The 15,626-nt window shown below is 66.3% G+C and carries 13 protein-coding genes; 4 read left to right on the top strand and 9 right to left on the bottom strand.

Translation table 11 applies throughout. The annotated features are described in order from the left end of the window. The first annotated feature begins 83 nt into the window (after nucleotides 1-83). Nucleotides 84-866, top strand: a complete 783-nt coding sequence (locus tag ACSYS9_RS09215; RefSeq protein ID WP_071228960.1) for a lysine transporter LysE — start codon at nucleotides 84-86, stop codon at nucleotides 864-866. Between the two features lie 138 nt (nucleotides 867-1,004). Here the strand turns inward: ACSYS9_RS09215 and der are convergent, their stop codons facing one another. The 7 genes from der to ndk all read right to left on the bottom strand — a co-directional run bounded on the left by der (nucleotide 1,005) and on the right by ndk (nucleotide 7,636). Continuing rightward, on the bottom strand, nucleotides 1,005-2,402 hold the full coding sequence (gene der / locus ACSYS9_RS09210) for a ribosome biogenesis GTPase Der (protein ID WP_014036905.1): 1,398 nt from the start codon (nucleotides 2,400-2,402) through the stop codon (nucleotides 1,005-1,007). A gap of 17 nt (nucleotides 2,403-2,419) precedes the next feature. Continuing rightward, nucleotides 2,420-3,628, bottom strand: a complete 1,209-nt coding sequence (gene bamB / locus ACSYS9_RS09205) for an outer membrane protein assembly factor BamB (RefSeq protein ID WP_032130494.1) — start codon at nucleotides 3,626-3,628, stop codon at nucleotides 2,420-2,422. After that, the gene (locus ACSYS9_RS09200) at nucleotides 3,628-4,266 is read right to left on the bottom strand and encodes a YfgM family protein (protein ID WP_049399466.1); all 639 of its coding nucleotides are present in this window, start codon (nucleotides 4,264-4,266) and stop codon (nucleotides 3,628-3,630) included. The genes bamB and ACSYS9_RS09200 overlap by 1 nt, the downstream gene beginning before the upstream one ends. 65 nt (nucleotides 4,267-4,331) lie before the next feature. Further along, on the bottom strand, nucleotides 4,332-5,204 hold the full coding sequence (locus tag ACSYS9_RS09195; protein WP_032130492.1) for a RodZ domain-containing protein: 873 nt from the start codon (nucleotides 5,202-5,204) through the stop codon (nucleotides 4,332-4,334). Between the two features lie 18 nt (nucleotides 5,205-5,222). Further along, nucleotides 5,223-6,008, bottom strand: coding sequence for a type IV pilus biogenesis/stability protein PilW (gene pilW / locus ACSYS9_RS09190; RefSeq protein ID WP_071228961.1), 786 nt, complete (start codon nucleotides 6,006-6,008; stop codon nucleotides 5,223-5,225). Continuing rightward, nucleotides 5,995-7,200 (bottom strand): 23S rRNA (adenine(2503)-C(2))-methyltransferase RlmN, encoded by a 1,206-nt coding sequence (rlmN, locus tag ACSYS9_RS09185; protein WP_005409296.1) that lies wholly within the window; start codon nucleotides 7,198-7,200, stop codon nucleotides 5,995-5,997. Before rlmN ends, pilW begins: the two co-directional genes overlap by 14 nt. A gap of 10 nt (nucleotides 7,201-7,210) precedes the next feature. Further along, nucleotides 7,211-7,636 (bottom strand): nucleoside-diphosphate kinase, encoded by a 426-nt coding sequence (ndk, locus tag ACSYS9_RS09180; protein WP_008265389.1) that lies wholly within the window; start codon nucleotides 7,634-7,636, stop codon nucleotides 7,211-7,213. Nucleotides 7,637-7,961: 325 nt separating this feature from the next. On the opposite strand from ndk, the gene ACSYS9_RS09175 reads away from it, so the two are divergent. The 3 genes from ACSYS9_RS09175 (at nucleotide 7,962) to ACSYS9_RS09165 (ending at nucleotide 12,341) form a co-directional block, all read left to right on the top strand. Beyond that, nucleotides 7,962-8,615 (top strand): TetR/AcrR family transcriptional regulator, encoded by a 654-nt coding sequence (locus tag ACSYS9_RS09175; protein WP_006431024.1) that lies wholly within the window; start codon nucleotides 7,962-7,964, stop codon nucleotides 8,613-8,615. A 39-nt stretch (nucleotides 8,616-8,654) separates the two neighbouring features. Beyond that, nucleotides 8,655-11,027: a 3-hydroxyacyl-CoA dehydrogenase/enoyl-CoA hydratase family protein gene (locus ACSYS9_RS09170; protein ID WP_071228962.1), complete on the top strand. Its 2,373-nt coding sequence runs from the start codon at nucleotides 8,655-8,657 to the stop codon at nucleotides 11,025-11,027. Nucleotides 11,028-11,132: 105 nt separating this feature from the next. Then, nucleotides 11,133-12,341 carry an acetyl-CoA C-acyltransferase gene (locus ACSYS9_RS09165; RefSeq protein ID WP_049399460.1) on the top strand — a complete coding sequence of 403 codons (1,209 nt, stop codon included), beginning with the start codon at nucleotides 11,133-11,135 and terminating at the stop codon, nucleotides 12,339-12,341. A 494-nt stretch (nucleotides 12,342-12,835) separates the two neighbouring features. Here ACSYS9_RS09165 and galU read toward each other — a convergent pair whose 3' ends face one another. Together galU and ACSYS9_RS09155 are read right to left on the bottom strand one after the other, a co-directional pair. Then, a complete protein-coding gene (gene galU / locus ACSYS9_RS09160; protein WP_019336276.1) occupies nucleotides 12,836-13,714 on the bottom strand; it encodes a UTP--glucose-1-phosphate uridylyltransferase GalU in 879 nt (292 codons plus the stop codon). After that, the gene (locus ACSYS9_RS09155; protein WP_032130079.1) at nucleotides 13,711-15,624 is read right to left on the bottom strand and encodes a polysaccharide biosynthesis protein; all 1,914 of its coding nucleotides are present in this window, start codon (nucleotides 15,622-15,624) and stop codon (nucleotides 13,711-13,713) included. The genes galU and ACSYS9_RS09155 overlap by 4 nt, the downstream gene beginning before the upstream one ends. Between the last annotated feature and the right edge of the window lie 2 nt (nucleotides 15,625-15,626).

Genomic DNA, 15,626 nt, shown 5'->3' with positions numbered 1-15,626 from the left:
GCACCTGTCGCAATGGCGTTCAATACCGCGCGTTCACACCCGCCCACACTCTGCACTTTCTGTAGGTCAGTGGCAGGTTTACGTTGCAGCAGTTCTTCGTCGTCGCGGTGCTGTACGGCTTCGCCATGCTCCTGCCTGCTTCGCATCACGCGAAGATCCTGCGCACCGCGATGGGCGCGGGCGGGCACGCCGCCATGGCCGCGTCGTTCGGTATCGCCATCGGTACGGGCGTCATCTGTGCCACGGCTTTCGTTGCAGCGGGCATGCTGGGAAACCGCGGCCTGTGGACGCTGGCGATGCAGTGCGCGGGCTGCCTCCTGCTGCTGCGCCTGGCGGGCATGTGCCTGCGCGACGCAGGCTTGACCCCGTTCTCTCCGCTTTCCCTGCAGATGCCCTGGGGCCTGCGCGCTCGCTCCCGTTGGCCGCACGCCGAAGCAGGATGCCTGCTGGCGCTCGCCAGCAGCAGCAACTGGATGCTGCAGTTCGCGATTGCAGCCCTGGTTACCGGCCTCGTTGCCGACACGGGCACCCAGGCCGCTTACGTGGCCGGCCTGAGTGGCGTCGCGCTGTCGCTCGGCCTGCTGATGGCGTGGCTCGGCAGCCATCCGCGCAGGGCACAGGGGTGTTGCCGATTGCTTCCATGGCTGGAGCATGCCGCGGGCCTGCTGATCGGGGCGGTGTCGGTGGCGTACCTGGCAGGTGCACTGGGTACGACCCTGGTCTGGGCAAGCATCACGGGGCAGGTGCAGCTACCGGAATCGATCCCCGCCACAAGCCAGGTGCAACCGGCTTCAACATCGCGGCGCGGCCGGGGCATGCCATGCGCGTTGCCGCATTGCCGCGCTCGTCGCAGCAGTCCGCCATGATCGAGATCTGTAGACGTGGGGGTAGTGCCGGCCGCTGGCCGGCAACCTCGTGAACACGCCAGGCATCATCGGGTTGCCGGCCAGCGGCCGGCACTACCACAAACAAGAAAGGCGGCCCTACGGCCGCCTTTCTCTGCATCACTTGCCCTTGACGTGCTTCATCAAGCGCCGCTTGGCCTTGACCTGCCGCTCGGTGAGGACGTTCTTCTTGCCCTCGTACGGGTTGGTACCCTCGCGGAAGATGAAGCTCACCGGCGTGCCGATCAGCTTGAAGCGCTTGCGGAAGAAGTTCTCCAGGTAGCGCTTGTACGATTCCTGCAGTTCCTTCAGGCGCGTGCCGTGCACGATGAAGGTCGGCGGGTTTGCACCGGCCGGGTGCACGTAACGCAGCTTGGAGACATGGCCGCGGATGGTCGGCGGCGGGTTGGTCTCGTACGCCACTTCCAGCGCCTTGTTCACTTCGCTGGTGGTGAAGGTCTTGTTCGCCGATTCGTGCGCGCGGTGCACCGCGCGGAACAGCTCACGCAGGCCCGAGCCATGCTTGGCCGAGATGCGCACCGACTCGGCCCACGGCACGAAGCCCAGCTTCAGCGACAGCATGGTTTCGGCCTGCTCGCGCTGATACTCGGTCAGGCCATCCCACTTGTTGATGGCGATCACCAGCGCGCGGCCGGCGTCGAGCACGGCACCGAGCACGGTGGCGTCCTGGTCGGTCACGCCTTCGGTGGCGTCCAGCATCAGCACGGCCACCTGGCACTGCTCGATCGACTGCATGGTCTTGACCACCGAGAACTTCTCGACGACCTCGTCCACGCGCGAACGACGGCGCAGCCCGGCGGTATCGATCAGGCGGTATTCACGGCCGTCACGCTCCAGGTCCACGGCGATCGAGTCGCGGGTGGTGCCCGGCACGTCGGAGGCGATCATGCGCTCCTCGCCGAGGATGCGGTTGACCAGCGTCGACTTGCCCACGTTCGGGCGGCCTACGAAGGCGATGCGGATGCGGTTCGGATCGTTGTCCAGCTCTTCGCCGCTGCCTTCTTCGGGCAGGCGCTGGATCACTTCGTCCAGCAGGTCGTCCAGACCCTGGCGATGCGCGGCCGACACGGTCAGCATCTCGCCGAAGCCGTAACGGGCGAACTCCGAACGCACGGTGTCCTCGTCGGTGCCGTCGATCTTGTTGATCAGCAGCAGCGTCGGGCGCGACAGCTTGCGCAGCCAGGCCAGGATCTCGTCGTCCATCGCCGAGGTACCCTCACGGGCATCGACCACGAACAGGATCAGGTCGGCTTCCGCCGCAGCGGCACGGGCCTGGCGGGTGGTAGCCCCTGCCAGACCCTCTTCCTCTTCCGCGATACCGCCGGTGTCGACGACGAGGAAATGATTGTCCTCGTCCAGACGGCAGACACCGTAGTTGCGGTCGCGGGTGACGCCGGGCTGGTCATGGACCAGCGCGTCACGGGTGCGCGTAAGCGCATTGAAAATAGTCGACTTGCCGACATTCGGCCGTCCAACCAGGGCGACCAAAGGCAGCATCGCGATTACTCCAATTTTTAATTTGCCAACCGGAAGGCGGTCAGCTTGCCATCAACGTTCTGCACCAGCAGCACCCCGTCTACGACGATTGGCTGGGCCAGCAGGGCGTCACCGCCGCTCTTTGCCCGTGCCGCCATCGCACCATCGGAGGTCTGCAGCCAGTGCACGTATCCCTTGTAGTCGCCGACCACGACGTAGTCGCCGTGCAGTGCCGGGCCAGTCAGCGAGCGACGGGCCAGTGCGGTCTGCGACCACATCGCCGCGCCGCTGGCCTTGTCCAGACCGAACACGCCGCCCTTGTTGTCGGTGACGAACACATTGCCAGACGAGACCGCCACGCCACCGGCACCGCCATGGTCGCGCGCCCACAGCGGGCGACCGGTCGGGCCTTCGATGGCCATCGTCTGGTTCTTGAAGCTGCTCACGAACAGGGTGTTGCCATCCAGCACCGGCGCACCGTCGACATCGGCCATGCGCTCCAGCTCGGTACGGCCTTCACCGTTGCCCACATTCTGTTCCCACAGGGTGCGGCCATCCTGCTGGGCCAGGGCGGCAACCGCGCCCTCGTCCTTGCCGATGAACAGCACGCCCGGGCCGGTCACCACCGGCGCGTTGCCACGCACGGTCAGCGCCGGCAGCTCGCTCGGGTTGAACCACTTCTGGGTGCCGTTGCCGGCATCGAATGCGGTGATGCGGCCGTCATTGCTGCGCACGTAGACCGCGCCCTGGGCGATGGCCGGCGCGGCGATGACTTCCCCCGGAACACGGGCGCGCCACTTCTCGCTGCCGTCGTTGATGTCCAGGGCGATGACCTGGCCATCGAGCGTGCCGATCACGACCAGGTTCTCACCGACCCCCGGGCCGCCGGACAGGCGCAGCTTGGCCTTCTTCTTTTCCTTCTTCGGCTCCCAGGTCCAGACCTTCTTGCCGGTCTGCAGGTCGATGGCGTGCACGCCACCGGTGAGTGCCGCAGCGAACACGTGGCCGTTGGCCACGGCCGGGCCCTGGCGCACGCCGATGCGGCGCTCGCCCTTGCCGAGGTTGACCGACCAGGCCTTGTTGACCTTCACGGTCGGCTCGAACTTGACCAGCTCAGCCGGTTCCTGTGCCTTCTTCGCGGCCGCGTCCTTGCCGGCGAACCAGCCCTTCACGGTGCTGCAGCCGGTCAGGGCCATGCCCATCAGGAGCACGGTGGCGACGCGGGTGATCATGACCTTCTGACTCATCAAACCGACTCCGCAGGGGCGGCAACGGTGCCGCCGGCGTCCATAACCTTGGTTTCCAGCAGGCGCCGCTGCGGCGCTGCCACGTCCAGCGACTTCAGCGCTTTCTCGTACTGTGCACGGGCGTCGTCACGCTTGCCCTGCGCCATCAGCGCGTCGCCATGGATTTCCAGGCTGCTGCTGTCGGTGGCGCTGCCCAGCAGCTTGATCGCCTCGTCACTCTTGCCGGTGGCCACCAGCAGGCGGGCCACACGCTGGTCGACCACGCGCTGCAGGTCACCTTCGACCTTCACGCCGCGCAGCGTGGCCAGGGCTTCTTCGTTCTTGCCGGCGTCGACCTGGGCCTTGGCCAGCTGCAGCGCCGCGAGGTCGCCGTAGATGCTGGACGGGCCGGCTTCGAGCGCCTTGACCGCCTTGGAGGCGTCGTCGAGCTTGTTCTGCTGCAGGCCAACGAGCGCCTTCTGGTACTCGACATTGGCCGAGGCCAGCTTGCCGCCCTGATCCTTCTGGTACCACTGCCAGCCGGCAATGGCACCGATGGCGATGACTACGCCACCGAGGATGCTGGCGCCATTCTTCCGCAGCCAGCTGCGGACGCGTTCACTTTGTTCGTGCTCGTCGAGCAGATCGTCGATCGCCATGCGTACTCTCGCCCCGCCCATCGGGAGGGACCATTGGGATTAATCGAAGGTGGTGAAACCGCGCCTCAGTGCGAAACCGGGACTACGGAGCCTTCAGAGGATACCTGAAAGCGTGCCACGTTGGCTCGCTGGTAGGGGGTCAGATCGACGATAGCGCCGTTCTGCTGAACCTGGACCGCCGAGGCGTTGCCCAGGGTCACCCGGGTCACCTGGCCCGGCGTGAAGCTGCGGCTCTCGCCGGACTTGATCAGCGCCTTCTCGACGGTAGCGCCGTCCGGGCCGCCGATATCGACCCAGCTGTCGCCGCTGAACTGCATGTCCAGCGTGTTGGCGGCAGCCGCTGGTGCCGGGGCTGAACGCGGCACCGGGGCCAGCGAGGCTACGTACGGGGTGGCGGCCGGCTTGCTGGCCGGGGCGCTCGCCACGTCAGCCACGGCGGCCGGCTCGACGCCGGCGGCAGACGGGGTCACCGGCACAGCGGCCGGGATCGCGTCCAGCGAAGCGGTGTTCGGCGACGGCGTCGCACTGCCATCAAAATGACCACGGGTGGCGAACCACACCGGCACCGCCAGCACCGCGGTGATACCGACATACAGCACGCGACGGCCGAGATTCTCGGCAATGCGGCGCGCACGCGGGGTATGGGTATGGCTGACCAGGGTGGGCGGAACCACCGGGCCGACCTGGGCCTGCTCCAGCAGCTGGCTCACATCCACGTCCAGCAGGCGCGCGTAGCTGCGCAGCTGGCCGCGCACGAACACCGGCGCCCCCAGCTTCTGCCATTGCTCCTCTTCCAGCGACTTGACCACCTGGACCGGCATGCGCAGGCGCGAGCCGACATCTTCGAGGGTCAGTCCGGCCGCCTCGCGGGCCTGGCGCAGGCGGCTGCCGCAGCCGGCCGCAGTCTCGAGAGCGCTCACAGTCTGGTCATCAATCACAATGCATCAACCCTGGAGTTAGGAGCCCGCTTCCTGCGGAAATTCCTGTCGAATGCGCTGAAGATAGCGGTCAGATGCCGCCCGATCTCCCAGCCGCGCTTCGATTTGAGACGCAAGTTGTAACACGGAACGCGTTGCGGGTGCAGCCGCAATCCTACGTTCGGCGAAGGCCCGGGCCTCCATGAAGCGGCCCTGGCGGAAGCTGAGCTGGGCCATCGCCTCCAGCGCGACCGGGTTTCCCGGCAGCGTTGCCAGCGCCGCACGCAGGTCGCGCTCGGCACGTTCGAACTGGCCGGCGTCCAGCGCACAGCCCCCGGCATTGGCCTGGGACTCGGCCGGCGTGGCGTAGCCCGGCGCCTGCAGCGCACGATCGAACCAGACCAGCGACTCGGCCGGCCGACCCTGCTGGCACAGCCACGCGCCGTAATTGTTGAGGATGTCCCCGCGCTGCGGCGCCTGCTCGGCAGCCCTGCGGAAGCTCTCGCCAGCCTGTTGGGTGCGGCCACCGCGCTCGTCGATGCCGGCCAGCAGCACCAGCGCATCGGGCGACTCGGGGGCCAGCTTCAGCGCCTCGCGCGCCTTGCGTTCGGCCGCATCGAGGTTGCCCACCTGCATGTCGCGGGCGGCCAGGGCCAGCAGGTCCTGCAGGCGCACCTGGCGCCGCACGCTGTCCGGATCACGGACCGAGTAGACCGGCGCCTCGCTGGGGCCCAGCTTGGCCTTGGGATGGGATTTGCAGCCGCCGACCGCAACGGCCAGCACGCCTGCGAACAGAACCAGCCAGAGGCGGTCAGGCCGCGGCATCGCTCCCCTTCCCCGCCTGCAGCGTCTTGTTGAACTCCGCCTGGCGGCGGGTGCGGTCCATCACCTGGCCCTTGAGCTGGCCACAGGCGGCGTCGATGTCGTCGCCACGGGTGCGGCGGACCATGGTCAGCACGTTGCTGTCGAGCAGGATCTTCTGGAAGGCACGGATGTGCGCTTCTTCCGAACGCTCGTAGCGGGTGCCCGGGAACGGGTTGAACGGAATCAGGTTGACCTTGCCCGAATCCTTGGCCTGCACCGCGTTGTCGAACTGGCGCATCAGGCGGGCCAGCTCGCGGGCATGCTCGGGCTTGTCGTTGATGCCCTTCATCAGGGTGTATTCGAAGGTGACCGATTCGCGGCGCTTGTTGGCGCGCAGGTAACGTGCGCACGAGGCCATCAGCTCGGCGATCGGGTACTTCTTGTTGAGCGGCACCAGGGTCTCGCGCAGCGCATCGTTCGGCGCATGCAGCGACACCGCGAGCGACACGTCGCTTTCGGCAGACAGGCGGTCGATCTGCGGCACCAGGCCGGAGGTCGACAGGGTCACGCGCTTGTTGGCCAGGCCGTAGCCCAGGTCGTCGCGCATCACGCTCATGGCGCGCACGACGTTGTCGAAATTCATCAGCGGCTCGCCCATGCCCATCATCACCACGTTGGTGAGGCGGCGCATCTGGTGCGGCACGTTGCCCAGGTGGCGTGCGGCAACCCACACCTGGCCGATGATCTCGGCGGTGGTCAGATTGCGGTTGAAGCCCTGGGTGGCGGTGGAGCAGAACGTGCAGTTCAGGCCGCAACCGACCTGCGAGGACACGCACAGCGTGCCGCGGGTCTTGTCCGGGATGTACACGGTCTCGATGGCGTTCTTGCCATCCACGCCCATCGCCAGCAGCCACTTGTGGGTGCCGTCGGCAGAGGGCTTGTCGAACACGATGTTGGGAACCAGCACCTCGGCATGGGCCTGCAGCTTGGCGCGCAGGACCTTGCCGAGGTCGGTCATTTCATCGAAGTCGGTGACGTAGCGATGGTGGATCCACTTCATCACCTGATGGGCACGGAACTTCTTCTCGCCGAGAACCTCGACGAAAAACTTCTCCAGGCCCGCGCGATCGAGGTCGAGCAGGTTCTGCTTGCCAGCCGTGGGTGCCGACTTCGGCAGCGGCTGGATGGCGGGGGACTGTACGACCTCGTTCACGGCATTACTCTCAGCGCGAAACGACTTCGGTGGCGGCGAAGAAGTAGGCGATTTCAATCGCGGCATTCTCGACCGAGTCCGAGCCGTGGGCGGCGTTGGCATCGATGGATTCGGCGAAGTCGGCGCGGATGGTGCCCGCAGCGGCTTCCTTCGGGTTGGTGGCGCCCAGCAGGTCGCGGTGGGCCAGGACGGCGTTCTCGCCTTCCAGGGCCTGGATCATCACCGGGCCGGAGATCATGAACTCGACCAGCGCGTTGAAGAACGGACGCTCGCGGTGCACGGCGTAGAAGCCTTCGGCTTCACGGCGCGACAGCTGCTTGTACTTGGCGGCCACGACCTTCAGGCCGGCCTTCTCGAAGCGGGCGTAGATTTCGCCGATGACGTTCTTGGCAACGGCGTCCGGCTTGATGATCGAAAGGGTGCGCTCCAGCGCCATGGGATGTCTCCAATGGAATCGGGCCGCTGATGGCCCGAAGGGTAACATGAAAAAAACCCGCGTCGGGACGCGGGCTTAGCCTGATAAACGTAGGCGAATTGTAAAAGATAAAGCGGCAGGGTGGTAGTGCCGGCCACTGGCCGGCAGGCTGGCACCCCACGGGCTGCCTGCGGTTGCCGGCCAGCGGCCGGCACTACCCTTTGCGCCCATTCACCCACCTGAGTGAAATCTGACCGCTGCAGGCAATTATGCTGCACTGCAAAATGCCATACGCTACCGTCTGGTTCTAGTATCAAACAATCGTTTGATTAAGGTCCGCCCGCCGATGGCCAAACCCGCCCACTTCTCGACCAAGGACCGGATCCTCGGCGCGGCCGAGGAGCTGTTCGCACAGCACGGCTTCGCCGGCACGTCGCTGCGCCAGGTGACCAGCCAGGCCGACGTCAACATCGCCGCGGTCAACTACCACTTCGGCTCCAAGGAAAACCTGGTCAACGAGGTGTTCCGCCGCCGCATGGACGAGATGACCGGCGCGCGCCTGGCGCAGCTCGAGCGCGCCCGCAGCGAACACCCCGGGCAGCTGCGCCCGGTGCTGGCCGCCTTCGTCGAGCCGGCACTGGCGCTGGCCCAGGACCGCCAGAACGGCGGCGCCTTCGTGCGCGTGATCGCCCGCGCCTACGCCGAGAAGAACGACAACCTGCGCAAGTTCCTGTCCGACCACTACGGTCACGTGCTGCGTGCGTTCGGCAAGGCGATTGCCGAATGCGCACCCGACCTGAGCAAGGAAGAGCTGTACTGGCGCCTGGATTTCCTGGCCGGCTCCCTCACCTATGCCATGGCCGACTTCGGGCTGATCAAGCGTCCCGCCGGTGTCACCGAAGCGGCGCATCGTGCCCATGCCGCCCACGAACTGATCCATTTCGCCGAAGCCGGGTTCCGCGCCGCCGCACGCGCCAGCGCCCTGCCCGCTTCCCCTTGATTCCACCCAGTAACTGCTGACCAACAAAGGCCCTACACCATGTCCAATTCCCTGCTAGTCCGCCGCGCCGCCGTGCTGGGTGCCGGCGTCATGGGTGCCCAGATCGCCGCCCACCTCACCAACGCTGGCGTCGACACCGTGCTGTTCGACCTGCCCGCCAAGGAAGGTCCGGCTGACGGCATCGTGCTGAAGGCCATCGCCAACCTGGGCAAGCTGAGCCCGGCGCCGCTGGCCAGCAAGTCGCTGGCCGAAGCCATCACCCCGGCCAACTACGAGTCCGGCCTGGAGCAGCTGAAGGACTGCGACCTGATCATCGAGGCCATCGCCGAGCGCATGGACTGGAAGCAGGACCTGTACAAGAAGATCGCGCCGTTCGTGGCGGACCACGCGGTGCTGGCCTCCAACACCTCGGGCCTGGGCATCAACAAGCTGGCCGACGTGCTGCCCGAGCAGCTGCGCCACCGCTTCTGCGGCGTGCACTTCTTCAACCCGCCGCGCTACATGCACCTGGCCGAGCTGATCCCGGCCACCACCACCGACGCCGCCGTGCTGGAAGGCCTGGAAGAATTCCTGGTCACCACCCTGGGCAAGGGCGTGGTGTACGCCAAGGACACCCCGAACTTCATCGGCAACCGCATCGGCGTGTTCTCGATCCTGTCGACCATCCACCACACCCAGCAGTTCGGCCTGGGCTTCGATGAAGTGGACGGCCTGACCGGCCCGCTGGTCGGCCGCCCGAAGTCGGCCACCTACCGCACCTCCGACGTGGTCGGCCTGGACACCATGGCCCACGTCATCAAGACCATGGGCGACACCCTGCCGAACGACCCGTGGCATGAATTCTTCAAGTCGCCGAAGTGGCTGGACGCGCTGATTTCCAAGGGCGCGCTGGGCCAGAAGACCGGCGCCGGCATCTTCCGCAAGGTCGGCAAGGACATCGTCGTACTGGACCTGGAGAAGCAGGACTACCGTCCGGCTGATCGCGCTGCCGCGCCGGAAGTGGTCGAGATCCTGAAGATCAAGAACCCGGCCGAGAAATTCGCCAAGCTGCGCGAAAGCCAGCACCCGCAGGCGCAGTTCCTGTGGGCGACCTTCCGCGACCTGTTCCACTACAGCGCCTACCACCTGGCCGACATCGCCGAAACCGCGCGCGACGTCGACCTGGCCATCCGCTGGGGCTACGGCTGGTCGCTGGGCCCGTTCGAAACCTGGCAGGCCGCCGGCTGGAAGCAGGTGGCGCAGTGGATTGCCGATGACATCGTCGCCGGCAAGAGCATGAGCAACGCCCCGCTGCCGGATTGGGTCTTCGATGGCCGCGACGGCGTGCACGCCGCCGAGGGCAGCTACAGCCCGTCGCGCAACGCCAAGCTGCCGCGCTCGTCGCTGCCGGTGTATCAGCGCCAGCGCTTCCCCGATCCGCTGCTGGGCGAGAAGTTCGCGCCGGGCGAGACCGTGTTCGAGAACGACGGCCTGCGCATGTGGCACGACGGTGATGGCATCGCCGTGGTCAGCTTCAAGACCAAGATGAACACCGTGTCCGACCAGGTGCTCGACGGCCTGCAGGAATGCGTGTCACTTGCCGAAAAGAGCTTCCAGGGCCTGGTGATCTGGCAGCAGAAGGAACCCTTCTCCGCCGGCGCCGATCTGGCCGGCGCGCTGGGCCTGCTGCAGGCCGGCAAGGTCGACCAGTTCGAAGAGATGGTCGCCAACTTCCAGCGCACCAGCCAGCGCATCAAGTACTCGCTGGTGCCGGTGGTGGCTGCCGTGCGTGGCCTGGCGCTGGGTGGTGGTTGCGAATTCCAGATGCACAGCGCCAAGACCGTGGCCTTCCTGGAAAGCTACATCGGCCTGGTCGAGGCCGGCGTCGGCCTGCTGCCGGCCGGTGGTGGCCTCAAGGAACTGGCTGTGCGCGCCTCGCAGGCCGCAGGCCCGGGCGGTGACGTGTTCGCCGAACTGAAGAAGACCTTCGAAACCGTGGCGATGGCCAAGGTGTCCAACTCGGCGGTCAACGCCAAGGAACTGGGCCTGCTGCGCAGCACCGACAAGGTGGTGTTCAACAGCTACGAGGCCCTGCACATCGCCAAGGCCGAAGCGCGCGCCCTGGCCGAAGCGGGCTACCGTCCGCCGCTGCCGGCACGCCGCATCCAGGTGGCCGGCGACGTGGGTATCGCCACCTTCAAGATGATGCTGGTCAACATGCTGGAAGGCCGTTTCATCAGCCCGTACGACTACGAGATCGCCGAGCGCATCGCCACCGTGCTGTGCGGTGGCAAGGTCGACCGCGGCACCCTGGTGGACGAAGAGTGGCTGCTGACCCTGGAGCGCAAGCACTTCGTCGAACTGGCCCAGCAGGAAAAGACCCAGGCCCGCATCGCGCACATGCTCAAGACCGGCAAGCCGCTGCGTAATTGATCGCCCCTCCCTGCTTTCGGTGGGTGCCGACCGTTGGTCGGCACTCCCTGATGTGGCAGTCGAGCATGGCTCGACTCTACAAAACCTATTCGAGAGATCACTGCAATGACCAAGCAAATCCAGGACGCCTACATCGTCGCCGCCACCCGTACCCCGGTTGGCAAGGCGCCCAAGGGCATGTTCCGCAACACCCGCCCCGACGACATGCTTGCGCACGTGCTGCGCAGCGTCGTCGCCCAGGCCCCGGGCGTGGACGTCAACCGCATCGATGACGCGATCATCGGCTGCGCCATGCCGGAAGCCGAGCAGGGCATGAACGTGGCGCGCATCGGCGTGCTGCTGGCCGGCCTGCCGAACACCATCGCCGCACAGACCGTGAACCGCTTCTGCTCCTCCGGCCTGCAGGCCGTGGCGCAGGCCGCCGACGCGATCCGCCTGGGCAATGCCGACCTGATGCTGGCCGGCGGCACCGAGTCGATGTCGATGGTGCCGATGATGGGCAACAAGATCGCCATGGCGCCGAGCGTGTTCGACAACGACCACGTCGCCATCGCCTACGGCATGGGCATCACCGCCGAGAAGGTGGCTGAAGAGTGGAAGGTCTCGCGCGAAGACCAGGACGCCTTCGCCCTCGCCTCGCACCAGAAGGCCATGGCCGCGATCCAGAACGGCGAGTTCAAGGACGAGATCAGCCCGTACGAGATCGTCTCGCACCTGCCGGACTTGGCCGATGGCCAGCGCATCATCACCCGCAACAAGATCGCCGACACCGACGAAGGCCCGCGCCCGGATTCCTCGGCTGAAGGCCTGGCCAAGCTGCGCCCGGTGTTCCGCAACGGCCAGTTCGGTGGCACCGTCACCGCCGGCAACTCGTCGCAGATGAGCGACGGCGCCGGTGCCGTGCTGCTGGCCTCGGAACAGGCGATCAAGGACTACGGCCTGACCCCGCTGGCTCGTTTCGTCAGCTTCTCGGTAGCCGGCGTGCGCCCGGAAGTGATGGGCATCGGCCCGATCGCCGCGATCCCGAAGGCACTGAAGCAGGCCGGCCTGACCCAGGACCAGCTGGACTGGATTGAACTGAACGAAGCCTTCGCCGCGCAGTCGCTGGCGGTGATCCGCGATTGCGGCCTAGACCCGAACAAGGTCAACCCGCTGGGTGGCGCGATTGCCCTGGGCCACCCGCTCGGTGCGACCGGCGCGATCCGTACCGCGACCCTGCTGCACGGCCTGCGTCGTCGCCAGCAGAAGTACGGCATGGTGACGATGTGCATCGGCACCGGCATGGGCGCAGCGGGTATTTTCGAGGCGCTGTAAGGTTCAAAGCGTTGCCGGTCGGGATGTCGGCGTACTGCAGGGCCCGGGTGGGTGAGACTGCCCGGGACACGCCGAGAACCCGTCCTTGGGGGCTCGATGGCGCCATCCATGGCGCCAACGGTCCCGGTCAGCCTCACCCACCCGTGCCAGCCAACATTCCACGCGGCGGAGGGATGAGCAAAGGCAGGGGCAAAGGCTGGGGTCAGAGCCCTTTGCGGTGCAAAGGGATCTAACCCCGACTCGACGCTCGCGGAAACAGAAAAGGCAGCCATCGGCTGCCTTTCTGCTTTTGCTCTTGCCTTTGTTCCGCCCTTCCCGTCCGCGCCCGCAGGAAACCTGACAGGTGGGATGGGTGGGCCTTTGCAGGACCGTTGGCGCCATGGATGGCGCCATCGAGCCCCCAAGGATGGGTTTACGGCGTGTCCTGCAAAGGCCCACCCGTCCCGCCCATCACGTATCAATCAAGGCGCCGCGAACGGAGCGCTTGATAAACCCTATTCCGCCAACATCGCCGTCAGTTTCTCCCGCGCCGGCCCGGCCAGCTTCGGGTTGTCCAACGCGAAACGGATCGTCGCCTCCACCAGCCCCAGGTGCGTGCCGCAGTCGAAGCGGGTGCCCTCGAAGCGGTAGGCATCGACCTCTTCGGTCTTCAGCAGCTGCGCGATCGCATCGGTCAGCTGGATCTCGCCACCGGCGCCACTGCCGGTCTGTTCCAGCAGCTCGAAAATCTTCGGGCTCAGCACATAACGGCCAACCACCGCCAGGTCGCTCGGCGCGTCCTCCGGCTTCGGCTTCTCCACGATCTGCGAAATGCGACCCTTGCGGCCGTCGAACGCGTCAGTGGCAACGATGCCGTAGCTGGCAGTCTTGTCGTGCGGCACGTCTTCAACGGCGATCACGCTGGCACCACTGGCCTCGTTGAGGTCTGCCATCTGCTTCAGTGCGCCGTCGCCGCGGTTCCAGATCAGGTCGTCCGGCAGCAGCACCGCGAACGGCTCGTCACCGATCACGGCCTTTGCGCACAGCACCGCATGGCCCAGGCCCAGTGCTTCGGCCTGGGTCACGAAGATCGCGCGCACGCCATTGGGCAGCACATGGCGGATCATCTCCAGCTGCTCCTGCTTGCCGGCGCGCTCGAGCTTCTGCTCCAGTTCGTAGGCCTTGTCGAAGTAGTCGGCCACGGCATGCTTGTAGCGGTTGGTGATGAACACCAGCGTGTCGCAGCCTGCTTCGATCGCTTCATCGACCGCGTACTGGATCAGCGGACGATCAATGATCGGCAACATTTCCTTCGGAACCGTCTTGGTTGCCGGCAAAAAGCGCGTCCCGAGCCCTGCCACTGGAAAAACTGCCTTGCGAATTCGCTTGCTCATTGGTGCCTGTTGGCCTCACGTGCCGGAAAGGGCACGACTTTAGCGGATGAAATGTAAGCATCCTGTTCGATGGGAGAGAACTCCGGCATCGTCGCGAACAGGATCTCCTGGATGCTGGTCGTGTCGTAACCAGCCACGGCATCGCGCAGGCGCGGGACATTGCCCAGCACCAGGTCACGCGAGAACGTACGTACACCGGCCTCGAGAATCTTCGGGTGCGCGGTGGAACGGTAGTCCTCGTCCGAATAGAACAGCGTCTCGTGCAGCTTCTCGCCCGGACGCAGCCCGGTGTAGATGATCGGAATGTCCTTGTACGGCTGCTTGCCGGCCAGGCGGATCATCTGCTCGGCCAGCACGCGGATCGGCACCGGCTCGCCCATGTCGAGCGTATAGATCGCACCATGCGATGCCGAAGCGGCCGCCTGCAGGATCAGCTGGCAGGCCTCCGGGATGGTCATGAAGTAGCGACTGACTTCCGGGTCGGTGACGGTCACCGGACCGCCACGCAGGATCTGTTCGCGGAACAGCGGCACCACGCTGCCGGCCGAGGCCAGCACGTTGCCGAAGCGCACCGTAACGAAACGGGTATGCGTGGACTTCTGGTCCAGGCTCTGGCAGATCATCTCCGCATAGCGCTTGCTGGCGCCCAGTGCATTGACCGGGTCGACCGCCTTGTCGGTGGAGATGAACACGAAATGCTCAACGCGCGCTTCCAGACAGGCGCGGGCCACGTTCTCGGTGGCCAGGATGTTGTTGCGCACCGCTTCGCGCAGCTGCCGCTCCAGCACCGGCACGTGCTTGTAGGCAGCCGCGTGGAAGGCGGTGTCGACCGGATGCAGCGACAGGGCGTGGCGGATCACCGCCGGGTCACCGCAGTCGCCCAGCACCGCTTCGATCTCGACATCGGGGAAGCTGCGCCGCAGCTCGCCTTCGATGGTCAGCAGCAGCAGTTCGCTGATCTCGAGCAGGATGATGCGGCCGGCACCATGCCGTGCGCACTGGCGGCAAAGCTCGGAGCCGATCGAACCGCCGGCACCGGTGACCATCACCGTACGCCCGCCCAGCCAGCCACGGATCAGGTTCCAGTCCGGCATGATCGGCTTGCGGCCCAGCAGATCCTCGATCGCCACTTCCTTCAGCTGCCCCGGCAGCGACTGGCCCTGCAGGATGTCGCTGAGCTTGGGCACGGTGCGGAACGGCACACCGGTGCTTTCACAGATGGCGACGATCCGCTGCATGCCCGCCGCGTCCAGCGACGGGATGGCGATCACCAGCAGCTTGGCCGCCGTCTCCCGGACCACTGTCGGCGCATCGTCCAGGGTGCCGAGGATCGGCAGGCCCTGCAGCTTGGCGCCGCGCAGGTGCGGCGCATCGTCCAGCAGGCCGACCGGCTCGAAATTACCGGAACGGCGCAGGTCACGGACCAGGGTCTCGGCGGCCTGGCCGGCACCCAGGATCAGCACGCGGCGCGCGGACGAGTCCGACTGCAGTGCCTGATAGTCCTTCCAGGCCCGGTACAGCAGGCGCGGCGCGCCCAGCAGCGCCGACAGCGCGAACGGATAGATCACCAGCACCGACATCGGCACGCCGTCGAAGCGCTTCCACATCAGCACCAGCACGATGGCGACCATGCCAATGAAGCTGGCCTTGAAGATGTTCAGCAGGTCGCTGACGCTGGCGAACCGCCACAGGCCCCGATAAAGGCCCACGCGCCAGAACACCATGCCCTGCAGCAGCAGCACCAGTGTGGTGTCGACGTTCCAGAGGGGGAGCTCGGGGGCGTTGGCCAGGATCGAATACCGCCCCGCGTGGAGCAGCTGCCAGCATGCCCAGACCATGAACAGGTCGTGGCAGACGATGGCCGAACGCGGCATCAGGCCGAGGATTCTGTCCCGCCAGGGTGAAGCCATAA

The organism is Stenotrophomonas sp. STK17_22 (assembly GCF_051983905.1).
GTDB classification, from domain to species: domain Bacteria; phylum Pseudomonadota; class Gammaproteobacteria; order Xanthomonadales; family Xanthomonadaceae; genus Stenotrophomonas; species Stenotrophomonas maltophilia_A.
Note: the sequence above shows the minus strand (reverse complement) of the source record. Positions and strands in the feature narration are given on the sequence as shown.